This window comes from Vibrio sp. RM-41-2B, from assembly GCF_024744415.1.
Taxonomy (GTDB): domain Bacteria; phylum Pseudomonadota; class Gammaproteobacteria; order Enterobacterales; family Vibrionaceae; genus Vibrio; species Vibrio diabolicus.
In genome coordinates this window covers 25433-49087 of sequence record NZ_JAMQWD010000041.1, presented here as the reverse complement: position 1 = coordinate 49087, position 23655 = coordinate 25433, and the positions used below count along the sequence as shown (strand labels likewise).

Below are 23655 nucleotides of genomic sequence, written 5' to 3'. Positions count from 1 at the left end.
GATCGTGTTCCTTCCTAGTTATGATTCGTCGTGATCATTATTGATCGACGACGCGCCAGAAATTGTTATTTTATGCGCCAACGCCCGTTAGCGCAATATTTGGACGCCCTGATCTCGCAAAAAGTCGTAAACTTTTTGTAGTTCAATCGTCAATTAGTAACCACGCTCTGCAATAATTTTATCTGCGAAGTTTTTCGGCACTTCAGCGTACTCGTGAAACTCCATAGAGTAAGACGCACGGCCTTGAGTTGCAGAACGTAGATCAGTTGCGTAACCGAACATTTCAGATAGTGGTACTTGAGCACGGATGATCTTAAGACCAGCCACACCTTCGTCCATGCCTTCAATGATACCGCGACGACGGTTTAGGTCACCAACAACGTCACCCATCCAGTCTTCCGGAGTGGTTACTTCGACATTCATCATTGGTTCTAGAATCACAGGTTGTGCTTCTAGTGCACCTTTCTTGAATGCCATCGAGCCAGCGATCTTAAACGCCATCTCGCTTGAGTCTACATCGTGGTAAGAACCATCAAATAGTGTAGCTTTAATATCTAGTACAGGGTAACCCGCTAGAACACCACTATTCATTTGTTCCTCGATACCTTTCGATACCGAACTGATGTATTCCTTAGGAATCACACCACCCACGATTTCGTCTACGAATACGAAACCTTCGCCAGGTTCAGAAGGCTCAAGTTTGACCCACACATGACCGTATTGACCACGACCACCTGATTGACGAACAAACTTACCTTCAACTTCCGCTTTACCACGAATGGTTTCACGGTAAGCAACCTGAGGTTTACCAACGTTACAATCAACGCTGAATTCACGCTTCATACGATCAACGATAATGTCTAGGTGAAGTTCACCCATACCTGAGATCAGAGTCTGACCTGATTCGTCGTCCGTTTCCACGCGGAATGATGGATCTTCCGCAGCCAGTTTACCTAGCGCGATAGCCATTTTCTCTTGGTCTGCCTTAGAACGAGGTTCTACAGCAATCTGAATAACTGGTTCAGGGAACTCCATGCGCTCTAGAATCACTTTGTGGTTCTGATCACACAGTGTGTCACCTGTTGTTACGTCTTTCAGACCGATAGCAGCAGCGATATCACCAGCGCGAACTTCTTTTACTTCTTCACGCTTATTCGCATGCATCTGAACGATACGACCGAAACGCTCTTTCTTCTCTTTTACAGAGTTGTAAACAGCGTCGCCGGAGTTTACTACACCAGAGTAAACACGCATGAACGTTAGCGTACCCACGAATGGGTCAGTCGCGATCTTAAATGCTAGCGCAGAGAATGGTTCGTTGTCGTCAGCGTGACGCTCAACTTCATTTTCTCTTTCGTCAACACCTTTAATTGCAGGTACGTCAACCGGCGATGGCAAGAACTCGATCACTGCATCTAGTACCGCTTGAACACCTTTATTCTTAAACGCACTACCACAAGTGGCCAGTACGATTTCGTTGTTTAGTGTACGAGTACGTAGAGCTTGTTTGAGCTCAGCTTCAGTCAATTCACCTTCTTCAAGGTACTTGTCCATCAGCTCTTCGCTAGCTTCAGCAGCGGATTCAACCATGTGGTTGCGCCACTCTTCAGCAAGTTCGATCATGTCAGCTGGGATGTCTTCGTAAGTAAACGAAGTGCCTTGATCGGCTTCATTCCAGTTGATCATCTTCATCTTGATAAGGTCGATGACACCTCTGAACTCATCTTCTGCACCAACATTCAGTTGGATTGGAACAGGGTTCGCACCAAGACGATTTTTAATTTGGTCCACAACGCGTAGGAAGTCTGCGCCCGCACGGTCCATCTTGTTTACAAATACCAAACGTGGAACGTGGTATTTGTCTGCTTGACGCCATACAGTTTCAGACTGAGGTTCAACACCAGATGAGCCACAGAACACAACCACAGCACCATCAAGTACACGAAGAGAACGCTCTACTTCGATAGTAAAGTCAACGTGTCCAGGGGTATCAATGATGTTTACGCGATGCTCAGGGAACTGTGCTTCCATACCACGCCAGAATGTAGTAGTCGCAGCGGATGTGATTGTGATACCACGTTCCTGCTCCTGCTCCATCCAGTCCATGGTTGCAGCACCATCGTGAACTTCGCCGATTTTGTGAGAAAGGCCAGTGTAGAACAGAATACGCTCAGTTGTGGTTGTTTTTCCTGCATCTACGTGAGCACAGATACCGATATTACGGTAGCGCTCAATAGGAGTTTTACGAGCCACGATTGTATCCTCTTACTAAGGTGTACCTTAGAGTATAGAAAAGTGCTGCGAGAGAACCTCGCAGCACAGAAGGTATTACCAGCGGTAATGAGCGAACGCTTTGTTTGCGTCAGCCATGCGGTGAACGTCTTCACGTTTCTTAACCGCAGTACCTTTGTTCTCAGACGCGTCTAGCATTTCAGCTGCTAGGCGTTGAGCCATAGATTTTTCACCACGCTTGCGCGCAGCTTCAACCAACCAACGCATAGCAAGTGCGTTACGGCGAACCGGACGTACTTCTACAGGTACTTGGTAAGTTGAACCACCAACACGGCGAGATTTAACCTCTACCGCTGGGCGTACGTTTTCAAGAGCTTCTTCAAAAATAGCTAAGTGGTCTTTACCAGACTTTTCAGCCATAGCATCTAGTGCAGTGTAAACGATTTTCTCTGCAGTAGATTTTTTACCGTCAACCATTAGGATGTTAACGAATTTTGCCAGCAATTCAGATTTGAATTTTGGATCTGGAAGGATCTTACGCTGACCAATGACGCGACGACGTGGCATGGATTTATCTCCGTTGTCTTCTTCAGGTTTTATCCAAAACTTTTCAGTTTTTTCAAAAAATTAAAAATAATTTAGTGTTTGGCCTTACTTAACGGAATCCATTAAGACTTAGGACGCTTCACACCGTACTTAGAACGACCTTGTTTACGGTCGTTAACGCCAGCACAGTCAAGTGCACCGCGAACAGTGTGGTAACGTACACCCGGAAGGTCTTTTACACGACCGCCACGGATTAGTACAACACTGTGCTCTTGAAGGTTGTGACCTTCACCGCCGATGTACGATGTAACTTCGAAGCCGTTTGTCAGACGTACACGACAAACTTTACGAAGTGCTGAGTTAGGTTTTTTAGGTGTAGTAGTGTAAACACGAGTACATACACCACGTTTTTGTGGGCACGCTTCTAGTGCAGGCACGTTGCTTTTAACAACTTGCTTTGCACGAGGCTTACGTACCAACTGGTTAATAGTTGCCATTAACTAGCTCCTGATTTACTTGAAAGTAAGCTTTGTGAAAAATCTATCCCCAACCACCATTGCAGTTAGGGACGCAAAATTCTATGCAGCAGTGAGAGGTGTGTCAAGAAATATACGGATCTTTTTTGTTCAATTAGGACAATTCATCCGTAAAGCTTTAGCGACAGTAAATCACGTTCAATCCCAAGTAAGCGATTTATCCTGTTTAACTGTGAGCTCAACGAAGCCTGAGTAATTCACGATCGTCAGTGATGGACTGATACGATTCGCAATACCGCGAGCGTTAATATCGCTCTCTAGCACAAATACACTGCGGTTTTTTAGGTGGGAAAACGCTTTATGCTGCGAGTTAGCAGCGTACACGGCATCTTCTATAAGTAAGATGTCATCCTGTGCACTACAACTACATAAGGGCATGGCGTCTTCTAGAGCGGAGACCGTTTTTATGATGTGTAACATAACTTCCTCAAAAAGACAGTAGCTTGCCAGCGTGTTGCAACTTATCTTTGAGCTGCTCTGAGCTTAACGCTTGAGCTTCAATGACTAAGTCCGCTTGAGCCAAACCTCGCTGAGCTAATGACTCTGAGCACACAAAGACTTGTTCAATATCATATAAATCGAAAAGCTTCAGCATCGGCGCATAATCTTTGCTCAAGATCTTACTCGGTTCTTGTCCCAGTAGAAGCTGGTAAACCCCATCTCCCATGAAAATGACGCTGATATCTTCACAGTAAGCCGACGCGGCTAATAGTGCATCCACACCTTCACGGCCAGCCGCACTGCCATGCGGTGCGCTACGAAATAGATAAGTTAGCTGACTCAAAACTGTACCACTCTGTCTTGGGTTAACATCGCTTCGGCTAAGCTACCTAAGCCGGCTTGCTCAAAACCTTCCGCTAGATTGCTCTGGACCAAACCATGTTGATTCGCTTCTTCTTCACTTACGATCCCACGACGCAAAGCCGCAGCAACACAAGTTTCTAGACGAACACCATGCTCTTTTGCCAAAGATTGCCATGCCTTATTGAGATCAAATTCGTCGTTGGCTGGCACACTCAAAGCAGTACCATTGGTCACGCCCTCTTGATAAAAGAAAACGCTCACTAACTGATGGCCTTGCTCAATCACCGCCTTGGCGAACTGATAAGCACTGCGCGCTGACTGGCTACCGTAAACAGGACCGTTCACCACCAACGTGTAAGTCAGTTTACTCACTTTTCATCGTCCTCGGTTTTACGTTGACGAATGTATAAGTAGACGGTGTGTTTTGAAATGTTAAGACGATCTGCAACGCGGTTGATGGCATCTTTAATATCGAAGATGCCTTTGTCGTACAATTCCATCACGATTTGGCGATTCTTGGTGTTGTTCGATACGGATTTATCCGCATTGATCTCTTCGATGGTGCGTTCAACAGTTTGGTCCACCAGCTCTTCTACGTCACTAGCAAAGTTAACCGAGGAAGCCGCTTCTTTTGCTTCTTGCGTTGGCATGAAAGATTGAAGGACTTGCGAGAAGGGCGCGTCCAAGTTGACGTTGATACACAACAAACCAATCACGCGATTTTCACCATTACGAATGGCAACAGTGATCGACTTCATCAACACGCCACCTTTTGCACGGGTAAAATACGAACGTGAGAAGTTGCGCTCCGAGCCTTCGATGTCTTTTAGCATTTTAAGCGCTAAATCAGTGATCGGTGAGCCGACTTGGCGACCCGTGTTTTCACCGTTAGCGATTTTAATTGCAGAGGTATTTAAGTCTTCTAGCGAGTGAAGAACGATTTCACAAAAGGGACCTATCAGGCTGGCGATACCATCAACGACCGCCTCATAAGATCTTAAAATGATTTTGTCGTGCTCGGTAAACGGCATCACGTTAACGGATTCCATTTCGAGCAACATCTCCGCGTTTATTGTTTCTGTAGTTGTCATAAGCCTTCGAGCGAAAAATCAACAAATTGGTGTAAGTTTATCAGAAAATTTGAAAATCAACCTAGCAAACTCACCAACTAGTGACCTAGAACAAAAAAGGCCCGTTAAACGGACCTTTTTCAATAACTTATCGCGGCTTATTGTTATTGCTCTGCGTTGTCGTTCTCAACTTTTAGCAGCTCAACTTCAAATACTAGCGTTGAGTTAGCAGGAATGCTTGGTGTGTCTTGATCACCGTATGCTAGCTCTGGCGGGATAACGAATTTGAATTTAGAACCCACAGGCATTAGCTGAACACCTTCTGTCCAACCTGGGATTACACGGTTAAGTGGGAAGGTTGCAGGTTCACCACGATCGTAAGAGCTATCAAATTGCGTACCATCGATTAGCGTACCTTTGTAGTGTACTTGAACCGTATCAGTGTCTTTTGGCTTCTCACCTTCAGCAGGAGTAATAACTTGGTATAGAAGACCTGTATCTGTCTTCACTACGCCTTCTTGCTTCTCGAACTCAGCACGGAAATCATCGCCAGCTTTTTTTGCTTCAGCTGCTTTCTCAGCAGCTTGTGCTTGCATCTTTTCAGCAACACGCTTATCTAGAGATTCTAGTGCTGCACGTGTTTCTTCTTCATTCAATTCAGCATTGCCTTTGAAGACGTCTTCGATACCTTTTAGTACCAAGTCTTTGTTAAGATTAATGCCGATTTCGCTTGGCTTGTCGATGCTTGTGCTTAGGTAGTTAGCAAATGAAACACCGATTGCGTATGCCGCTTTATCGTCGTCGGTTTTAAAGTGAACCGCTTTACCGGTTTCTGCTTGAACTTGTTCTGCTTGAGGTGCGGCTTCTGTTTTAGTTTCTTCTTTCTGACAACCTACCGCTAGCATAACTGTTGCAGCAAGTAGCGACACTTTTAAAACTGATTTCATTAAATTCTCCCAATAATGGCTTTGCCATTGGTTGTTGTGCACAAATCTTCTATGAGACTAGTGAAGACAATCGTTATACCAATATACTAGCTATATGTCTTAAGACACAAACCGGATTATTAGATGTGATGCAAAGAATTTCTCATTTATTCCTATATTTAATTGTCATCACCACGTTAAATGGTTGCTTTTTCGCCGAGCGTGAAGTGCACCGTTGGCCGATAGAGCCTCAGGGTGCGACGAGCTTCGCACTTAGCAGAGATGGACGATTTGCTCTGCTCTATTCTCAGCAACACCATTTGATGTTGTGGGACCTAGAGCAAAATGAACAACTAGCCAACCTGGGTGAGCTCGATGCCGATGCCAACGTGGTATCCCATATTCGTATCTCAGACAATGGTCGCTATGCAGTCACAGCGAGCCAAATGAACTTCGCAGTTTGGGACTTAGGTTGGACGCAATCCGAAGGCCTTTGGTCTATTTCTGATGCGCTCATTCGCGACGTTGATATCACCAGTAACGGTGAGCAAGTTCTGCTCGGGTTATCCAACGGTAAAGCAATTTACGTCAACTTAGTCACCGGACGTCGCTTGGAGTTCCTTGCGCATCGTGAAAAAGTCAATTCCGTCGCCATTTCTCCTAATGGGCGCTTCGCCCTAACTGGTGGTAATGACTACAAAGCGTATTTGTGGAACACCGAAACCGGACAAGTGCTGCGGACCTTCGAACATGAACAACGGGTTGTTCGTGTTGCCCTGCAACGAGATGGCAAGTTAGCAATGACATCCGATGGCGGAAACCAAGCGATTGTTTGGGATTTAAAAACTGGACAAGAGGTCACACGGTTGAGCAGTTGGTCACGCCAATTGATCTTCTCTACTGCGCGGTTTTCTGATGACGGAACTCAGTTAGTGACAGGAACGCCTTCTGGCCGCGTTTCAATATGGGATACTCAAACCGGAAAACGGATTGGCGGATTTGAAGTGGAGCCAAAAAAAGACACTCGCCCTCCCCGTGCGGTCGTGTATGATGCAGCCTTTGATTCAAAACAACGCGTAATTACTGCTACTTCAGCAGGTATTGCCCAAGCTTGGCAGTTAGAGAACGGATCATGACAGAAAAAATCATTCAGCAATTGGAAGCACGCATTAATGACTTAGAATGTCAGCTTGCGTTCCAAGAACAGACTATTGAAGATCTGAACGGCGCCTTATCGCAGCAGCAACTGCAAATTACTAAGATGCTCGATCAGATGAAATATGTGGTAGGTAAAGTAAAAAATATTGACTCGTCAAATTTAGCCGATCCGTCAGAAGAAACCCCACCACCGCATTATTAAAATGCAGGCTCAAATAGCATAAAGCCCAGAACGTGTTCTGGGCTTTGTTGTATTGATTACTTAAGAATGTTGCTCAAGAGGAAGCTATTCGTCAGCGTAGATTTTGACGCTCAACTCGCCTTGCGTATTAATGCCAGCTCGGTACATGCCAGAGCTGTTCATCGCAAAGTGCAGTTCACCTTGCGCGTCAATTGCGATTAAACCGCCTTCGCCGCCCATCTCTTTCAGTTCCCCCTGAATAATATGCTCACAAGCAGTGTGAATATCTTCTTGTAAGTAACGCATCCGCGCGGCGACGTCTTCTGCGACACGTTTACGGATAAAAAACTCACCGACACCCGTAGTTGAAACCGCGACAACGCCATTTTCGGCCACCGTGCCACAGCCTATCAAAGCCGAATCCCCAACTCGATTATATTGCTTATTCGTTACGCCACCCGTGCTGGTGGCAGCGGCTAAGTTACCTTGTTGGTCCAACGCTACTGCTCCGACGGTGCCATGTTTACGATCATCCGGGTAACGAGATTCCGACAAAGCAAACAGCCCTTTCTCACGCATAGACAGCAACTGCTCATAACGGCGATCAGTAAAGAAGTAATCTTGCTCGGTATACTCATGGCCTTGTTCAAAAGCAAACTTCTCTGCGCCCTCACCCACCAACAACACGTGATTGCTGTTTCGCATCACGTCACGAGCGAGCTCAATTGGATTCTTGATATGACGAACACCAGCGACCGCGCCTGCGGCTTGGTTTCGACCATCCATGACAGAGGCGTCCATTTCTACCATTTCGTTGTTGGTCAGCACCGAGCCTTTACCCGCATTAAAGTTAGGCGAGTCTTCCAACACTTTTACTGCAGAAACAACTGCATCCAAAGCGTCGCCGCCTTCCTCAAGAATTTGATGGCCGGCTTTTACCGACGCTTCCAAATCAGCCAAGATGGATTGCTGAAGTTCATTGCTCATCTGTTCACGTAAAATGGTGCCTGCGCCACCATGAATCGCAATCGAGAAAGGTTTTGTCATCGCTTTTTCCATGAGTTGTTCTTTTCTTCTATGCACTACACCTTAGATAAACAAAAAGCGCAAGTTGAAACCTCAACTTGCGCTTTTCAAAGCTTCACTAGATAAGATTATCTAGTGAAGGAGCTTGTGATTAGTGAGAACCACAGCTACCGCCGCCACAGCAACCTTCATCGTCGTGATCATGGTCATGACCACAACCACCAGCTTGATGGATATGACCGTGTTCGATCTCTTCTGCTGTTGCTTCACGTGTAGACATAACTTCTACTTCGAAAGTTAGTGTTTGACCAGCTAGCATATGGTTACCGTCAACAACCACTTCGTTGCCGTCAACTTCTGTTACTTCTACAGGGATTGGACCTTGGTCAGTGTCAGCTAGGAAGCGCATGCCCACTTCGATTTGATCAACGCCTTGGAATACATCCGCAGGAACGCGTTGTACTAGCGCATCGTTATGCTCGCCGTAAGCTTCTTCAGGAGCTACCGTTACTGAGAACTTGTCGCCAGCCACTTTACCTTCAAGCTCTTTTTCAAGACCAGTGATTAGGTTGTTGTGACCGTGAAGGTAATCTAGAGGCGCTTCTGCTGTTGATTGATCAACAACCACACCGTCTTCCAACATTACTTTGTATGCAAGGCTTGCAACAACGTTCTTTTCAATTTTCATACTAACTCCAGGGAGATTAATTGACTTAACCTGAATGGGGTTAAGTACTGAGATATCTGGGTGTATTATGGGGATCAATTATCGAAGTTCAATTATTCCGGCTTAAAAATTCCGATCATTTCCTGATCTGAGTGTTTATTTTTCTCTACAGATTGCGGTTTACGCTGCTCAGTAAACTCACACTCGACACACTCAACTAACTCGATATTATTTTCAATCCACCAGCGCAGGGTATCTTGCTGGCTGCAATTTGGGCAGCTAGCGCCGGCAATAAAACGTTTCTTGATTTTCACGCTATTTCCTTAGCTTGAGTCTTGGCTCAAGTACTACTTCCAATGATTAGGTGACTGATGGTCGCTCTCCATCTCACGACCAAATATTTCTTCTAGCTCTTTGCGTGCCTCTTTCGCTCTCTGAGCCAATTTCTTATCTTCATTGTGCTGAGGCAATAAGTCCTTAAGCATAGCATTATCTAACTTACGAAAATGTGCTTCTGCCCGCTTTGCTTGATAAGGGTGCATACCAAGTTCTACGAGCGCTTGGCGACCGAGATCTAATGCCCCTAAAAATGTTTCACGAGAGTAATTCTCGACACCGTGGCTCATTAACTGATACGCCTCGACACGGCTTCTTGCTCGGGCTAGCAACTTAAGTTTCGGGAAGTGCACGCGGCAGATATCAACGATGGCCATCACCTCATCAGGTGAATCGGTACAAATGACCAATGCTTCTGCTTTATCTGCGCCAGCAGCCCGCAAAAGATCAATTTGGGTAGCATCGCCATAAAACACTTTGTAACCATACTTGCGCAGTAGGTGGATTTGGCTGGCATCACTTTCTAATACCGTCACTTTGATTTTATTGGCATACATTAAACGTCCAACGATCTGACCGAAACGTCCAAAGCCTGCAATGATCACACGTGGACGACGATCCACTACTTTCGTGGTCATGCCCTCTTCTTCTTGATTCAGGGTATGAGCAAACCATTTTTTTTGTCCCATCAGCAAAAGTGGTGTCGTCACCATGGATAAACTAACCACCACCAACAAAAACGCTACTTGCTCTTTGGATAAAATGCCCTCTTGGCTCGCTGCGGTAAATATGACAAAGGCAAACTCACCACCTTGGCTTAAAATCGCGGCCATACGGCTTCTCGCTTTGGCTCCGACACGGGCAGCTCTCGCCAATGCATACAAAACCAAGCCCTTAACCACGACCAAAGCCACCACCGCGCCCAGAATCTCTAAAGGGTGTAATGCCAATAACCCCAAATTTACCGCCATGCCAACCGCGATGAAGAACAACCCCAACAACAAACCTTTAAACGGCTCGATAGCGATTTCCAATTCATGTCGATACTCACTCTCAGCCAGCAGAACGCCGGCTAAGAAAGTCCCTAGAGCCATAGAAAGCCCGAGCTTTTGCATCACGACAGAAATCCCAAGCACAACCAACAATGCGGCGACGGTAAAGAGCTCACGAACGCCGCTCATCACAACAAAGCGAAATAGTGGACGCAATAAGAAATGGCCACCAATCAACAGGGCCACTACACTGCCTAATACCGTGAAGACATCCAACCAACTACCGCCACTCTGCCCGCCAGCAAGCAAGGGCAACATTGCCAACATTGGGATCACGGCAATATCTTGAAAGAGCAATACAGCAAAACCAGATTGACCCGTTTCGGTGCCATTGAGCCCTTGCTCTTCAATCACTTTTAGAGCAATTGCCGTCGAGGACAGTGCCAATCCCATCCCAATCACCAAACTCACTTGCATGCTTACGCCGAACATACTGACGACACTGCCCAGCACGGCGGTCGTAACCACCACCTGCGCGCCGCCTAAGCCTAGAATCGGTCCTCGCATTTGCCACAGTTTTTTAGGATTTAGTTCAAGGCCGATCAAGAACAGTAACAACACGACCCCAAGTTCAGCAAAGTGCAAAATAGCATCAACATCACTGATTAAGCCAAGGCCCCAAGGGCCAATCAACACACCGGCAAGTAAATAACCTAAAACCGAGCCAAGTCCGAGACGCTGAGCAATCGGTACCGCAATAACCGCGGCTGAGAGAAAGACCACGCTACTTTGAAGAAACTCACTGGTTATCGCCATACTGACCTCCTTGGTCTGTTGCTTCCCAGTTTTCAAGTGGGTTGTTCAACCACCGACGATACAACTCGGCGTGCTCATACCGCTCAATATCCGAGACATTACGCGACCAATACAACACCAAAGGTTCAATCCAGTGCATTTGACACAAGGCGGCCGTCAGTTCAAACGGTTGTAAGATTTGCTCTAATGGATATTTGTTGTACCCCTTCGCGCTAAAGGCCTCTTCTTTCCCCCCCGTTGTAATCACACTGCGCCAGTATTTTCCCTCTAGCGCCGAACCTCCGCCAAAAGCAAAACCTTTGCCCAGCACTCGGTCCAACCACTCTTTTAACAGGGCTGGGCATGAATACATATAAAGCGGGTGATGAAACACGATCACATCATGCGTGAGCAACAACTCATGTTCGTAATTCACATCAATAAAGAAGTCAGGGTAAACACCGTAAAGATCGTGCACAGTGACGTGTTCAAGCGACTGAGCTTTTTTAATCATCACTTGATTAGCAATCGAGTTATGTGGCTCTGGATGAGCATAAATGACCAGAACTCTTGGGAGAATAGACGGTGCAACAGCCAAATGGGCGTCCTTGTGGTTATTTTTATCCGTTATCAAATTGTTATACTTTTTTGTACAGCATAATGCAATTAAAGCGAATCAATCGACTTTTCCGGCCAATACCCCTACTATTCACCGCTAGATATATACCCAAGTGGCTTTAAAAACGATTGAAACCACTTCGCTATGTAACCAAGCAACGCGCACTGCGCAAAGTGAATGAAAACTTTATGATTACCTTCTCTGATATTCAGTTACTGCGTGGCGGTAAACCTCTTTTAGATCAAGCTTCAGCGACTATCCATCCTGGCGATAAAGTCGGTCTTGTGGGCAAAAACGGCTGCGGTAAATCAACGCTATTTGCATTGCTGAAAGATGAACTGTCGATTGATGCAGGCTCATTTAGCCAACCTCAACATTGGGAGTTGGCCTGGGTCGCACAGGAAACGCCTGCGCTAGAGCGCACTGCACTGGAATACGTCATTGATGGTGATCGCGAGTACCGAGCGCTCGAAAAGAAGTTGGCTGAAGCGGAAGCACAAGACAACGGCACCTTGGTTGCCGAGATCCACGGTAAAATTGAAACCATCGGCGGTTATAGCATTCGCGCTCGCGCGGCAGAATTGCTCGACGGTTTAGGTTTCAGCCAAGAGCAAATGAGTTGGAGTTTGACTCAATTCTCAGGTGGTTGGCGTATGCGCCTTAACTTAGCCCAAGCGCTATTGTGCCGTTCTGACTTATTGCTACTCGATGAGCCAACCAACCACTTGGACTTAGACGCGGTGATGTGGCTTGAACGTTGGCTACAAAACTACCCAGGCACACTGATCCTGATCTCGCACGACCGTGACTTCCTTGACCCAATTGTTGGCCGTATTATTCACATCGAAAACCAACAATTGAACGAATACACGGGTAACTATTCGTCGTTCGAAAACCAACGAGCGCAAAAAGTGGTGCTGCAGCAAGCGATGTTCGAGAAGCAACAGAAACAGATGTCGCACATGCAAAGCTACATCGACCGCTTCCGTTATAAAGCCTCTAAAGCACGCCAGGCTCAAAGCCGTATTAAAGCTTTGGAGCGCATGGAGAAAGTGTTACCCGCTCAATTCGATAACCCATTTAGCTTCCAATTCCGTGAGCCCGCGGCGCTGCCAAACCCAATCATGATGATGGATGAAGTATCGGCAGGCTACGGTGACAACCTGATCTTAGAGAAGATCCGCTTGAACTTGGTTCCTGGCAGTCGCATTGGTCTACTCGGCCGTAATGGCGCGGGTAAATCGACCTTGATCAAATTGCTCTCTGGTGAGCTTAACGCGCAAGGTGGCGATCTGACTTACTCACAAGGCGTGAAAATAGGTTACTTTGCTCAGCATCAATTAGAAACGCTGCACCCAGAGGAAACGCCGCTGCAACACATGATGCAGATCGCGCCGGATCAAACCGAACAACAGCTACGTGATTACCTAGGCAGCTTTGGCTTCCAAGGCGACAAAGCACTGGAGAAAGTCGCACCGTTTTCGGGTGGTGAAAAAGCCCGTTTAGTGCTGGCCTTAATTGTGTGGCAAAAGCCAAACCTGTTGCTACTTGATGAACCAACCAACCACTTGGATTTGGACATGCGTCAGGCATTGACGATGGCACTGCAAACGTTCGAAGGTGCAATGGTGATTGTTTCGCACGATCGCTACTTACTGCGTGCTACAACCGATGACTTGTACTTGGTGCATGATCGTCAAGTTGCGCCGTTCGATGGTGACTTAAACGACTACTACAAATGGTTAACTGAGCAACAAAGAGCGGAACGCAAAGAAGCACAAGCAGCACAGCCAGCCAAAGATAGCGCCAACAGCGCCGCAGCGAAAAAAGAGCAGAAACGTCGCGATGCAGAATTTCGTAAGCAGACGGCGCCAATTCGCAAAACGCTGACACAATTAGAAAATAAAATGGATAAGTTAGGTGCTGCACTGGCCGAAGCTGAAGAACAATTGGCAGATAACTCACTGTATGAAGCCGAAAATAAAGCTAAACTTAACCAAGTGCTGGCTCTTCAAGCTTCTAGTAAGGCAGAGCTCGAAGAAATTGAAATGGAATGGATGTCTGCTCAGGAAGAACTGGAGCAGATGGAGCTAGAGTTTAATCAATGAGTAATCAACACGCTGAATACACACTCACCCTAGAACACCTTTGGCAGTTCAGTCTGCAATTTTATGGTGTGCGAGAAGTGAAAGAAGCGTGTTTATCATTACAGAACAATTATCACGGCAACGTGAACCTACTCCTGCTGCTCAGATGGCTCGATGAGCAGCAACTCATTTTCCAAGAAAAAGACTGGCCTCTGGTACAAAGCTGTCTGGGCCGAAGCGAAACCTTACTGCACTCTTTTCGCGACTTACGTCGCCATCTTAAGTCTCAAGTCAATGACGCTTTATATCGTGAAACCTTGCAGTTTGAGCTGCAACTAGAAAAGCAGCAACAAGCGGATTTGGTGAACTGCATTAACTCGCTCACGCTGGTCAAAAATGATGGCGCCCCACTCACGCTGAGATACTGTCGTCAACTTGGTGGTGAGCATTTGCAACAGGCCTTTGCTATTCCGGTGCCAAACATTCACCCACCAAAACGCCCATAAATCTGTAGAATACCTATAATCTTTATAAAGGATTATATTAATAAGTTCTTCAACTGACACCGAAGAACCGCATAAGAGCAGTTAGGTATGACACAATTTTTCGCAGCCGCCGGGATCAAAAACCCGCATCTTCAAACGCTTTTACCGCGTTTTATTCGCAAAAAAGCGTTGTTTACGCCGATTTGGCAAACCCTCGATACATCCGATGGCGACTTTCTCGATCTCGCATGGAGCGAGGACCCAACCCAAGAACCTGCGCAAAAAAAGCCGATTTTTGTTTTATTTCATGGACTAGAAGGCTGCTTCTATAGCCCTTACGCCAATGGCCTAATGAATGCATTTGCTAAATCCGGATGGCTGTCGGTGATGATGCATTTCCGCGGTTGTAGCGGTAAGCCAAACAAGAAAGCTCGCGCCTATCATTCTGGTGAAGTGACTGACGCTCGCCACTTCTTAGAGCACCTTGAGCAACGCTTTCCTGATAACCCCAAAGTTGCGGTTGGTATTTCTCTTGGCGGTAACATGTTGGCGAATTATTTAGCCCAATACAAAGACCACCCCATTTTGAACGCGGCGACCATTATCTCAGCGCCTTTGGACCTAGCAGCGTGTGCGAACCGTATTGAACAAGGCTTTTCGAAAGTATATCGCCGTTACCTGCTCTCTTCGCTCAAACGCAACGCATTGCAAAAACATCACTTGTTGCATGGCGAGCTCGCTTTGTCCTACAACTCAATAAAACGTGTCACACGATTGTATGAATTCGATGATTTGATCACGGCACCACTGCACGGTTTTAAAGACGCACAAGATTATTACGATCAATGTTCTGGCTTAAGTAAATTACAACAGATCACGCTACCGACACTGATCATTCACGCCAAAGACGATCCATTCATGACCGACGATGTGATCCCGAAATTTGTTCTGCCAGATAATATTGATTACCGTCTCTTTGAGCACGGTGGGCATGTTGGTTTCCTGACAGGTTCAGCGCTCAAGCCGAAATTTTGGTTGGAAGAAGCGCTGCCAGCGTATTACGAAAGTATTGCCGCAGATTACCTTTCTGCTGTATCCAAGCAGCGAAAGCAGTAAACTAGCCGCTCATCATAAAAGTTCGAGGTATTTATGATCATTCCATGGCAAGACATTGCGCCAGAAACATTGGAAAACTTAATTCGTGAGTTCGTCTTACGCGAAGGCACGGATTACGGAACCGTCGAGGTTTCTTTGCAAGACAAAGTGGATCAAGTAAAAACTCAATTAGAAAAAGGCGAAGCGGTTATCGTGTTCTCTGAACTGCACGAAACCGTCGATATTCAGGTAAAAACAAAATTTTAGACCCTTCACATTTTACCGTACCCCACTCAATGACAAGGCATTGTTACGTGCTATAGTGGGTTATCGACCGTGCAGTAGCAGCCTACTGCACATTACAGGTAAGTAATTTTCGACAAGGTTTGTCATGTCAGCTAAACACCCAATTATTGCGGTTACTGGTTCATCCGGTGCCGGCACGACCACTACATCTGAAGCCTTCCGTAAGATGTTCAATATGATGAACGTTAAACCCGCATGGGTTGAAGGCGACAGCTTCCATCGCTTTACTCGCCCTGAAATGGATATAGAAATCCGTAAAGCGCGCGAGCAAGGTCGACACATTAGCTACTTTGGCCCTCAAGCTAATGACTTTCCAGGATTGGAAGAGTTTTTCCGTAAATATGGTCACGATGGCGCAGGCAGCGTACGTCGCTACCTACACACCTTTGACGAGGCCGTACCTTATAATCAAATGCCTGGTACCTTCACACCGTGGCAGGACTTACCGGAGAACAGTGACGTTCTCTTCTATGAAGGCTTGCACGGCGGTGTTGTGGATGGCGATGTTAATGTCGCGCAGCATGTGGATTTCTTGATTGGTATGGTACCAATCGTAAACTTAGAGTGGATCCAAAAGTTTGTGCGTGATACTCGTGACCGCGGTCATTCACGAGAAGCAGTAATGGATTCTATCGTGCGCTCGATGGACGATTATCTTAACTACATCACTCCGCAATTTTCTCGCACTCATATTAACTTTCAGCGCGTCCCAACGGTCGATACCTCTAACCCACTTAACGCGAAAGGTATCCCAAGCCTGGATGAGAGCTTTGTCGTAATTCGCTTGCGTGGGATAAAGAAAGTCGACTTCCCATATCTCCTGGCTATGATTGATGGCTCATTCATGTCACGCCACAACACGATTGTCGTGCCAGGCGGTAAGATGAGCTTTGCAATGGAGCTCATAGTTCGGCCTATCCTACAACAGCTCATCGAAACAGGGAAAATTGGCTAAAAACCTGCCTGCGAAGATGTTTACTTTTCATACCGTGATCATGTGCACAGTTTTGCTTACAAAATCTCAATCATGGCACGATTAAAATCAAGAAATCGTTTTCGAAAAAGGATACTATTTCTTACCGAAACACAAGAGAGCTTGCAGCATATAAAAAGTGCTCTTATTCTAGTAGGCCTAATTCAGGCTTAGCTAAAATATGGATAGCGCAAGCGTACCCTGCAGAGGAAGTGAGATATTATGGTTCTAGGTAAACCTCAAACCGACCCAACATTAGAGTGGTTTCTTTCACACTGTCATATTCATAAGTACCCTTCAAAGAGCACGCTAATTCACGCGGGCGAAAAGGCAGAAACTTTGTACTACATCGTTAAAGGTTCTGTTGCGGTTCTTATCAAAGACGAAGAAGGTAAGGAGATGATCCTTTCTTACCTAAACCAAGGAGACTTTATTGGTGAACTTGGTCTATTCGAGGAAGACCAAGAGCGCACAGCTTGGGTTCGTGCTAAATCTCCTTGTGAAGTTGCTGAAATTTCTTTCAAGAAATTCCGTCAGCTTATCCAAGTAAACCCAGACATCCTAATGCGCCTTTCTGCGCAGATGGCTCGTCGTCTTCAAGTAACTAGCCAAAAAGTGGGTGACCTGGCGTTCCTAGACGTAACTGGTCGTATCGCTCAGACGCTTCTGAACCTTGCAAAACAACCAGACGCAATGACTCACCCAGACGGCATGCAAATCAAGATCACTCGTCAAGAAATCGGTCAAATCGTTGGCTGTTCTCGTGAGACAGTAGGTCGTATCTTGAAGATGCTAGAAGAGCAGAACTTAATCTCTGCGCACGGTAAAACTATCGTGGTTTACGGTACTCGTTAATCTCAAACCAGAGTGACGCGAACAAAATTATAAAAGCCACCAATGGCGACATTGGTGGCTTTTTATTTGTCTTGTAACCACATTAAGCTCAGAGCAACAAAAGACTAATGAGCAAGTTGGTTAGCCGAAAGGTTAACCCTAAAAGTTAGCCATTCGTACTTTCAAAGATTTTGTCCGCTGAAGCCGCCACAAAACCTGGGTACAGCTCACCGTTTTCCATCGGGTAGCGCTTAGCAAACTCGTAAAAGCCACCAGGGATAATTTCAGTGCCTTCGCTAAAGCGAACCGCCACTTTATCCGCCATGGTCGATGATTGTTCTAGCAGCACCTCAGGAGTGCCCTTCACTTCCCCGCCGTTTTCATTAATGGTAAATCCGGCCGTACGTAAGTGATCGTTTACTTGCTTCACTTCTTCGTATTCATTGAGCTGGTTAACGCTCACCGTGAAGTGGTTTGCGCCGTAACCATGCGCAGCCAACCAAGATGCATACTCACTTTCTTTAGCCAACGTTTGGTAGTCAGCAAAGCTTAAATCCCACAAGCGTCCACCATGTAAGAATGCGCTATCGTTCAGCTTGCCTGCATCGACTTGTGCCACCAGCTTTTTCACAATCTCTTGCAGCTCAGGTGAACACTCCTCAACTTTTAGCTCACTAATAAAGACTTTCGGTTGCTTCGGATCAGGGTGCTCATAGTGTTTAGCAACCAGCTTTTTACTTTCGAAAACGTAGTCACCACATGCCTGATAGCCAATGGCTACAAATGGTTTAGCTAAGGTTTCGATACCAAGAGGCGCAATATTGAAGGTACGTAAAGCTATATGATCATTAATCAGAGGCTCATCTTCTTGAAGCATCTGATGTACTTTCGCAGCAGAAGGGCAAAGACGTTGAATGTAATCTTGCCATAGCGATTCAAATAACACATCGGGCGTCATAACGACTCCTTGTTACGAGATGTAGAGTTAAAAGGTAAGCGGAAGTTGACTGCTCGTTCACAACGAAAAGTTGTCCAGAATAATGAACGAGCAGCCATCAACCTGTGACGGTAAATGCCAGTCAGTCAACACGCTTTTCCGAGTCTTTGCTCACTTTCCGTGCTCTGCCAACGATCACTACAACCCATACCTAAATGATTCGCCGGCAAGGTGAGCCGCAATACATGGTTGCGACTCTGTTATTAAAACTTATAGCGCCACACCTGGGCTTAATGTTGCAGGCAAGATAGTCTCTTGACCTTCCATTGATGCCATCGGGTACGCACAGTAGTCTGCTGCGTAATAAGCGCTTGGACGTAGGTTACCTGACGCACCAGGACCACCAAATGGCGCATCACCACTTGCACCAGTGAGCTGGCGGTTACGGTTCACGATCCCTGCACGAATATGGTCAACGAAGTATTCCCATTCTTGGTCGTCAGTTGAAACTAAACCAGCAGAGAGACCAAAGCGCGTGTCGTTCGCCAGTTCTACGGCTTTTTCTAGCCCTTCGTAACGCACCACTTGCAGAAGTGGACCGAAGTACTCTTCATCTGGTAGCTCAGCAATGTTCGTTACATCAATAATGCCCGGAGAAACAAACGCCGCCTCTCCTGCTTTAGCTTCAATCAAGCTTTCACCACCAAGTGATTGAAGGTTCGCTTGTGCATCGAGAATGAACTTGGCTGCGGCAACGGAGATTTGCGGCCCCATAAATGGCGCAGGCTCTGCAAATGGTTGGTCTACGCGAATATTCTTCGTCGCTTCAACCAGTTTCGTGATGAGCGCATCACCTTTCTCACCCAATGGCACGTACAAACGACGAGCACACGTACAACGTTGACCAGCACTGATAAACGCTGACTGGATGATGGTGTACACCGTGGCATCCAAATCACCGTATTTATCAGAGATCACCATCGGGTTATTACCACCCATTTCTAGTGCTAACATCTTGTCTGGTTGACCCGCAAATTGACGGTGCAATACATGCCCCGTGTTCGCGCTGCCCGTGAACAGTACACCATCAATGCCTTTCGCATCAGCAAGCGCAATGCCGGTTTCTTTCGCACCTTGGACAAGGTTGATCACGCCTTTCGGCAGACCTGCTTCTTCCCAAAGTTTCATAGCTAGCTCGCCAGTCCAAGGCGTTTGCTCGGATGGCTTGAACACAACGGTGTTACCCGCTAGTAACGCAGGCACAATGTGACCATTTGGTAAGTGACCAGGGAAGTTATATGGCCCAAATACCGCCATCACGCCGAGTGGGCGATGACGTAACACAATTTGGTTGCCCGCCGCTTCACGGCTCGCTTCACCGGTGCGGTCATGGTAAGCACGAATAGAGATTGCAATTTTACCTGCCATTGCCGCTGCTTCAGTGCGCGTTTCCCAAATTGGCTTACCAGTTTCTTTGGCAATGACTTCGGCGATTTTCTCGCTGTTCTCTTTTACTTTCTCAGCAAAAGCCAACACGATCGCTTCACGCTCTGCAAATGGGCGTTTTTTCCAGTCAATAAACGCTTCACGCGCTGCAGATACCGCTTGATTCACCTGCTCTGCCGTTGCACCGTTGCCTTGCCAGATCACTTCTTGGTTGTAAGGTGACAGAGACGTAAATGCTTCACCCTGACCTTGTACCCATTCACCTGCAATCCAATGTGTCATTGTTTCTATCCTTAAATTCTGTCGTCTGTTACTGCGGAAGAAGGCGAACAAAATCCCCTTCCTCAACCAAAAGTGCATCCGCAACGTCTGGTGCGATCATGACGCTTTGTGTTTCAGGGTCATACGCCGCTTTGGTGACTGCTGCGCGGAAGTTTTCGAACGATGAGTTGCACATCAAGAAGTCTTGCGTACTGCTATGTTGTGCAATTTTCACTTGCGCACGGAACGAGTGACGTACCGATTCAATATTGCGTAAGTCACATTCAACGGTTGGACCCGCATCGAAAATATCCACGTAGCCACGGTTAGTGAAGCCTTCACGCTCAAGCAGCTTTAATGCTGGGCGAGTATTGTCATGTACTTGACCAATCACGGCTTGCGCTTCTGGACTCAACAGGTTGATGTAAATAGGCAGCTTCGGCATTAAGTCAGCAATAAAGCCTTTCTTGCCGATACCTGTGAGGTAATCCGCAAGCGTGAAATCGATGGAGAAGAAATGCTCTTGTAACCATTGCCAGAACGGCGAGTTGCCTGCGTCGTCTGAAACACCACGCATCTCCGCAAAGATCGTTTCAGAGAAACGCTCTGGGTGCTCAGCCATCATGAGGAAACGACACTTCGACATTAGACGACCATTCAGACCTTGGCGGAATTTCTCACGCAAGAACAAGGTACAAATTTCGCTGTTACCCGTGTAGTTATTACCAAAAGTAAGCAGTTTGACGACATTGTTGACGCCAAGCTTTGGTGACGAGTGCACCACTTTACTAATGTGATACGAGTAAAATGGGACATCCCAGCCGATAGATGCTTCGATTCCGGTGGTACCCGCAACCTCACCCGTTTCAGAGTCAAAGCCGACCATCAGGTAGCCTTCATCACCTGGTTCTGCCACATCTGGCTTACCAAAGCTGTACTCTGAGTGTTTGATTCGATTGGTTAACAGTTCTTCGTTAACCGGTAGAGATGTAAATCCGTGACCAGACTCCACCGCACAAGTGTGCAGCGCGTCATAATCCGACATCGCGATAGGGCGAACTACTAGCATCAATACTCCCTCCAGATGCAAGAAGATCCTAACTATATTGTAGGAACAATTCCCCCATCAGAGATCCTTGACGGGGGTGTCTGCGTTGACGTTGAAACTGATATCGCGCTTAAACTAAAGTCGCGATCGCTTTATCCAGTTTCGCCAAGCCTTCTTCAATTTCTTGTTGTGTGATAACGAGTGATGGTGTGAAACGTACGACATTGGCACCCGCAACCAATACCATGAGACCTTGTTTGCCTGCAGCGACAAGAACATCACGCGCACGGCCTTGCCATTCTTCATTTAGTGCAGCGCCAAGCAATAGGCCTTGACCACGAACTTCTGAGAAGATGTTGTACTTAGCATTGATCTTCTCTAGACCTTCGCGGAACATCGCTTCGCGTTCTAGCACACCAGCCAACACTTCAGGCTTAGTAACTTCGTTCACAACTGCTTCTGCTACAGCACACGCGAGTGGATTACCGCCGTATGTTGAACCGTGCGTACCGACTTTCATGTGCTCTGCTAATTTTGCAGTAGTAAGCATTGCACCGATTGGGAAACCGCCACCAAGTGATTTCGCGGTGCTTAGAATATCAGGTGTAATACCTAAACCTTGGTAAGCGTAGAAGTTACCTGTACGACCATTACCGGTTTGCACTTCATCGAAGATCAGTAGCGCGTTGTGTTTGTCACACAGCTCACGTACTGCTTGAGCAAACTCAGGCGTTGGTGGCACGATACCGCCTTCACCTTGTAGCGGCTCCATCATCACCGCACATGTGCGATCAGACATGTGTGCCTGTAGTGCTTCGATATCATTGTAAGGTAAGTGGGTAACGTCTCCAGGCTTAGGACCAAAACCGTCAGAGTAAGCCGCTTGACCACCAACCGTTACGGTAAAGAACGTACGACCGTGGAAGCCTTGTTTGAATGCAATAATTTCTGATTTCTCAGCACCATGTACGTCAGCAGCGTAACGACGTGCCAGCTTAAGTGCCGCTTCGTTCGCTTCTGCGCCAGAGTTAGCAAAGAATACGCGCTCAGCAAAGCTCACTTCTGTTAGCTTTTTCGCCAGACGAAGTGCTGGTTCGTTCGTCATCACGTTACTTAAGTGCCAAAGCTTATTAGCTTGCTCTGTTAATGCATTTACCATTACTGGATGACAATGGCCAAGACAGCTCACTGCAATACCACCAGCAAAGTCGATATATTCATTACCTTCCTGATCCCAAACACGTGAACCTTCACCTTTAACAGGGATCATTTCCATCGGGTTATAGCAAGGTACCATTACCTCATCGAATAAACCGCGCTCTACTTTAATTTCCGTTGTCATTGCACATTCCTTCTTGATACCGCATGCGTAGCAGATAAGCGAATTTAACCGGCGCTCTTTGCCAGCAAATAATGTTTTGCATTTAAGCTATTGCGGCATTGTATTTACATTTAATTAACCATTTCAATAGTGATTTATTCTTTTCGTTCTCGAAAGCAACTTCCATTAATCACTGCTTATGACTATTTATGCATCAAGAAAGTAAAATAGAGAAGCGATTTTTTATAAATGTTATGTAATACAGGGGATAGAAGGTTTAAAAAGACATGAATAGACAAAGAGGCCAGAATGAACCGCATAGTTTTGCAATCCACTCACCTCGGCAAAAAGATGAATGATTTGTTAAGAAAAGTGATCGCGATCAGATCGCTTTACGTGCTAAAAAGTTCGCGAGCAACTCGTGACCTTGCTCTGTTTTGATCGATTCTGGGTGAAACTGCACTGCGTCAATTGGCAGAGTTTTATGTTGGTAACCCATGATTTCGTCCATACTTCCATCCGGCAGCTCAGTCCATGCGGTCAGTTCAAACACATCGGGTAACGTACCGTTTTTCACCACGAGAGAGTGATAACGGGTTACGGTGAGTGGGTTATTCAGGTTTTTAAACACACTGCGACCATTGTGACGAATAGGTGACGTTTTCCCATGCATTACTTGTCGAGCGCGCACGACTTCCCCACCAAACACTTGCGCTATCGCTTGATGACCAAGGCAAACACCCAATATTGGAAGCTTACCAGCGAAGTATTCTATAGCTTGTAGAGAGATACCTGCCTCGTTTGGCGTACACGGTCCAGGTGAGATCACCAAGTGAGTTGGGTTCAACGCTTCAACCCCTTGAATGTCGATTTCATCGTTACGCACGACTTTTACGTCTGCACCAAGCTCGCAAAAGTATTGGTAGAGGTTGTAAGTGAAAGAATCGTAGTTATCGATGATCAACAACATAGAG

The 23655-nt window shown here is 46.5% G+C and carries 26 protein-coding genes; 8 read left to right on the top strand and 18 right to left on the bottom strand.

Features of this window, described 5'->3' with window-relative positions:
• Positions 1 to 153 precede the first annotated feature (153 nt).
• From fusA to fkpA, 8 genes are all read right to left on the bottom strand, one after another.
• Positions 154 to 2253, bottom strand: a complete 2100-nt coding sequence (fusA, locus tag NB463_RS18590; RefSeq protein WP_005397643.1) for an elongation factor G — start codon at positions 2251 to 2253, stop codon at positions 154 to 156.
• A 75-nt stretch (positions 2254 to 2328) separates the two neighbouring features.
• On the bottom strand, positions 2329 to 2799 hold the full coding sequence (gene rpsG / locus NB463_RS18585; RefSeq protein ID WP_005382796.1) for a 30S ribosomal protein S7: 471 nt from the start codon (positions 2797 to 2799) through the stop codon (positions 2329 to 2331).
• A 101-nt stretch (positions 2800 to 2900) separates the two neighbouring features.
• A complete protein-coding gene (gene rpsL, locus NB463_RS18580; RefSeq protein ID WP_004399892.1) occupies positions 2901 to 3275 on the bottom strand; it encodes a 30S ribosomal protein S12 in 375 nt (124 codons plus the stop codon).
• 177 nt (positions 3276 to 3452) lie between these two features.
• Positions 3453 to 3734, bottom strand: coding sequence for a sulfurtransferase complex subunit TusB (tusB, locus tag NB463_RS18575; RefSeq protein WP_053807779.1), 282 nt, complete (start codon positions 3732 to 3734; stop codon positions 3453 to 3455).
• 7 nt (positions 3735 to 3741) lie between these two features.
• The gene (gene tusC / locus NB463_RS18570) at positions 3742 to 4098 is read right to left on the bottom strand and encodes a sulfurtransferase complex subunit TusC (RefSeq protein WP_005397648.1); all 357 of its coding nucleotides are present in this window, start codon (positions 4096 to 4098) and stop codon (positions 3742 to 3744) included.
• Positions 4095 to 4490, bottom strand: coding sequence for a sulfurtransferase complex subunit TusD (gene tusD / locus NB463_RS18565; RefSeq protein ID WP_046874531.1), 396 nt, complete (start codon positions 4488 to 4490; stop codon positions 4095 to 4097). Before tusD ends, tusC begins: the two co-directional genes overlap by 4 nt.
• Entirely contained in the window at positions 4487 to 5209 is a 723-nt protein-coding gene (locus NB463_RS18560) for a helix-turn-helix transcriptional regulator (RefSeq protein ID WP_031780643.1), read from the bottom strand. The genes tusD and NB463_RS18560 overlap by 4 nt, the downstream gene beginning before the upstream one ends.
• A 143-nt stretch (positions 5210 to 5352) precedes the next feature.
• Positions 5353 to 6135, bottom strand: a complete 783-nt coding sequence (gene fkpA / locus NB463_RS18555; RefSeq protein ID WP_005397659.1) for an FKBP-type peptidyl-prolyl cis-trans isomerase — start codon at positions 6133 to 6135, stop codon at positions 5353 to 5355.
• Between the two features lie 128 nt (positions 6136 to 6263).
• Between fkpA and NB463_RS18550 the strand changes: the two genes are divergently transcribed.
• Both NB463_RS18550 and NB463_RS18545 read left to right on the top strand, forming a co-directional pair.
• Positions 6264 to 7250, top strand: a complete 987-nt coding sequence (locus NB463_RS18550; protein ID WP_053807778.1) for a WD40 repeat domain-containing protein — start codon at positions 6264 to 6266, stop codon at positions 7248 to 7250.
• Positions 7247 to 7474, top strand: a complete 228-nt coding sequence (locus NB463_RS18545; protein ID WP_053807777.1) for a SlyX family protein — start codon at positions 7247 to 7249, stop codon at positions 7472 to 7474. The genes NB463_RS18550 and NB463_RS18545 overlap by 4 nt, the downstream gene beginning before the upstream one ends.
• Before the next feature lie 84 nt (positions 7475 to 7558).
• Here the strand turns inward: NB463_RS18545 and NB463_RS18540 are convergent, their stop codons facing one another.
• From NB463_RS18540 to kefG, 5 genes are all read right to left on the bottom strand, one after another.
• Positions 7559 to 8500 carry an isoaspartyl peptidase/L-asparaginase family protein gene (locus tag NB463_RS18540; RefSeq protein ID WP_258430863.1) on the bottom strand — a complete coding sequence of 314 codons (942 nt, stop codon included), beginning with the start codon at positions 8498 to 8500 and terminating at the stop codon, positions 7559 to 7561.
• Positions 8501 to 8630: 130 nt separating this feature from the next.
• Entirely contained in the window at positions 8631 to 9167 is a 537-nt protein-coding gene (gene slyD / locus NB463_RS18535; RefSeq protein WP_047010415.1) for a peptidylprolyl isomerase, read from the bottom strand.
• Positions 9168 to 9259: 92 nt separating this feature from the next.
• The gene (locus NB463_RS18530) at positions 9260 to 9460 is read right to left on the bottom strand and encodes a YheV family putative zinc ribbon protein (RefSeq protein ID WP_005381449.1); all 201 of its coding nucleotides are present in this window, start codon (positions 9458 to 9460) and stop codon (positions 9260 to 9262) included.
• 33 nt (positions 9461 to 9493) lie between these two features.
• Positions 9494 to 11290 (bottom strand): glutathione-regulated potassium-efflux system protein KefB, encoded by a 1797-nt coding sequence (gene kefB, locus NB463_RS18525; RefSeq protein WP_046874533.1) that lies wholly within the window; start codon positions 11288 to 11290, stop codon positions 9494 to 9496.
• Entirely contained in the window at positions 11274 to 11867 is a 594-nt protein-coding gene (kefG, locus tag NB463_RS18520) for a glutathione-regulated potassium-efflux system ancillary protein KefG (protein ID WP_005397668.1), read from the bottom strand. Before kefG ends, kefB begins: the two co-directional genes overlap by 17 nt.
• A gap of 209 nt (positions 11868 to 12076) precedes the next feature.
• Here kefG and NB463_RS18515 point away from each other — a divergent pair, with 209 nt between their 5' ends.
• The 6 genes from NB463_RS18515 (at position 12077) to crp (ending at position 17689) form a co-directional block, all read left to right on the top strand.
• Positions 12077 to 13996 carry an ABC transporter ATP-binding protein gene (locus NB463_RS18515; protein WP_258430864.1) on the top strand — a complete coding sequence of 640 codons (1920 nt, stop codon included), beginning with the start codon at positions 12077 to 12079 and terminating at the stop codon, positions 13994 to 13996.
• Positions 13993 to 14481 (top strand): TIGR02444 family protein, encoded by a 489-nt coding sequence (locus NB463_RS18510; RefSeq protein WP_005397673.1) that lies wholly within the window; start codon positions 13993 to 13995, stop codon positions 14479 to 14481. The genes NB463_RS18515 and NB463_RS18510 overlap by 4 nt, the downstream gene beginning before the upstream one ends.
• Positions 14482 to 14568: 87 nt before the next feature.
• A complete protein-coding gene (locus tag NB463_RS18505; protein WP_053807774.1) occupies positions 14569 to 15576 on the top strand; it encodes a hydrolase in 1008 nt (335 codons plus the stop codon).
• Positions 15577 to 15609: 33 nt separating this feature from the next.
• Positions 15610 to 15822 carry a YheU family protein gene (locus tag NB463_RS18500; protein WP_005397677.1) on the top strand — a complete coding sequence of 71 codons (213 nt, stop codon included), beginning with the start codon at positions 15610 to 15612 and terminating at the stop codon, positions 15820 to 15822.
• Between the two features lie 124 nt (positions 15823 to 15946).
• A complete protein-coding gene (locus tag NB463_RS18495) occupies positions 15947 to 16816 on the top strand; it encodes a phosphoribulokinase (RefSeq protein ID WP_005397679.1) in 870 nt (289 codons plus the stop codon).
• A 240-nt stretch (positions 16817 to 17056) separates the two neighbouring features.
• Positions 17057 to 17689: a cAMP-activated global transcriptional regulator CRP gene (crp, locus tag NB463_RS18490; RefSeq protein ID WP_005381432.1), complete on the top strand. Its 633-nt coding sequence runs from the start codon at positions 17057 to 17059 to the stop codon at positions 17687 to 17689.
• 145 nt (positions 17690 to 17834) lie between these two features.
• Here the strand turns inward: crp and NB463_RS18485 are convergent, their stop codons facing one another.
• The 5 genes from NB463_RS18485 to NB463_RS18465 form a co-directional block, all read right to left on the bottom strand.
• Entirely contained in the window at positions 17835 to 18626 is a 792-nt protein-coding gene (locus NB463_RS18485; RefSeq protein WP_258430862.1) for a DUF1338 domain-containing protein, read from the bottom strand.
• Positions 18627 to 18875: 249 nt separating this feature from the next.
• The gene (gene astD, locus NB463_RS18480) at positions 18876 to 20333 is read right to left on the bottom strand and encodes a succinylglutamate-semialdehyde dehydrogenase (RefSeq protein ID WP_048626695.1); all 1458 of its coding nucleotides are present in this window, start codon (positions 20331 to 20333) and stop codon (positions 18876 to 18878) included.
• 28 nt (positions 20334 to 20361) lie between these two features.
• The gene (gene astA / locus NB463_RS18475; protein ID WP_124009053.1) at positions 20362 to 21381 is read right to left on the bottom strand and encodes an arginine N-succinyltransferase; all 1020 of its coding nucleotides are present in this window, start codon (positions 21379 to 21381) and stop codon (positions 20362 to 20364) included.
• 109 nt (positions 21382 to 21490) lie between these two features.
• On the bottom strand, positions 21491 to 22702 hold the full coding sequence (locus NB463_RS18470) for an aspartate aminotransferase family protein (RefSeq protein WP_005397689.1): 1212 nt from the start codon (positions 22700 to 22702) through the stop codon (positions 21491 to 21493).
• A gap of 361 nt (positions 22703 to 23063) precedes the next feature.
• A complete protein-coding gene (locus NB463_RS18465) occupies positions 23064 to 23651 on the bottom strand; it encodes an aminodeoxychorismate/anthranilate synthase component II (RefSeq protein WP_239911983.1) in 588 nt (195 codons plus the stop codon).
• Positions 23652 to 23655 lie beyond the last annotated feature (4 nt).

Bases quoted from the DNA above. Each gene is read 5' to 3' on its own strand.
- rpsG (WP_005382796.1), bottom strand. From the start codon at position 2,799: ATGCCACGTCGTCGCGTCATTGGTCAGCGTAAGATCCTTCCAGATCCA.
- rpsL (WP_004399892.1), bottom strand. From the start codon at position 3,275: ATGGCAACTATTAACCAGTTGGTACGTAAGCCTCGTGCAAAGCAAGTT.
- tusB (WP_053807779.1), bottom strand. From the start codon at position 3,734: ATGTTACACATCATAAAAACGGTCTCCGCTCTAGAAGACGCCATGCCC.
- NB463_RS18560 (WP_031780643.1), bottom strand. From the start codon at position 5,209: ATGACAACTACAGAAACAATAAACGCGGAGATGTTGCTCGAAATGGAA.
- fkpA (WP_005397659.1), bottom strand. From the start codon at position 6,135: ATGAAATCAGTTTTAAAAGTGTCGCTACTTGCTGCAACAGTTATGCTA.
- NB463_RS18550 (WP_053807778.1), top strand. From the start codon at position 6,264: ATGCAAAGAATTTCTCATTTATTCCTATATTTAATTGTCATCACCACG.
- NB463_RS18545 (WP_053807777.1), top strand. From the start codon at position 7,247: ATGACAGAAAAAATCATTCAGCAATTGGAAGCACGCATTAATGACTTA.
- NB463_RS18540 (WP_258430863.1), bottom strand. From the start codon at position 8,500: ATGACAAAACCTTTCTCGATTGCGATTCATGGTGGCGCAGGCACCATT.
- slyD (WP_047010415.1), bottom strand. From the start codon at position 9,167: ATGAAAATTGAAAAGAACGTTGTTGCAAGCCTTGCATACAAAGTAATG.
- kefB (WP_046874533.1), bottom strand. From the start codon at position 11,290: ATGGCGATAACCAGTGAGTTTCTTCAAAGTAGCGTGGTCTTTCTCTCA.
- NB463_RS18515 (WP_258430864.1), top strand. From the start codon at position 12,077: ATGATTACCTTCTCTGATATTCAGTTACTGCGTGGCGGTAAACCTCTT.
- NB463_RS18510 (WP_005397673.1), top strand. From the start codon at position 13,993: ATGAGTAATCAACACGCTGAATACACACTCACCCTAGAACACCTTTGG.
- NB463_RS18505 (WP_053807774.1), top strand. From the start codon at position 14,569: ATGACACAATTTTTCGCAGCCGCCGGGATCAAAAACCCGCATCTTCAA.
- NB463_RS18500 (WP_005397677.1), top strand. From the start codon at position 15,610: ATGATCATTCCATGGCAAGACATTGCGCCAGAAACATTGGAAAACTTA.
- NB463_RS18495 (WP_005397679.1), top strand. From the start codon at position 15,947: ATGTCAGCTAAACACCCAATTATTGCGGTTACTGGTTCATCCGGTGCC.
- crp (WP_005381432.1), top strand. From the start codon at position 17,057: ATGGTTCTAGGTAAACCTCAAACCGACCCAACATTAGAGTGGTTTCTT.
- NB463_RS18485 (WP_258430862.1), bottom strand. From the start codon at position 18,626: ATGACGCCCGATGTGTTATTTGAATCGCTATGGCAAGATTACATTCAA.
- astD (WP_048626695.1), bottom strand. From the start codon at position 20,333: ATGACACATTGGATTGCAGGTGAATGGGTACAAGGTCAGGGTGAAGCA.
- astA (WP_124009053.1), bottom strand. From the start codon at position 21,381: ATGCTAGTAGTTCGCCCTATCGCGATGTCGGATTATGACGCGCTGCAC.
- NB463_RS18470 (WP_005397689.1), bottom strand. From the start codon at position 22,702: ATGACAACGGAAATTAAAGTAGAGCGCGGTTTATTCGATGAGGTAATG.
- NB463_RS18465 (WP_239911983.1), bottom strand. From the start codon at position 23,651: ATGTTGTTGATCATCGATAACTACGATTCTTTCACTTACAACCTCTAC.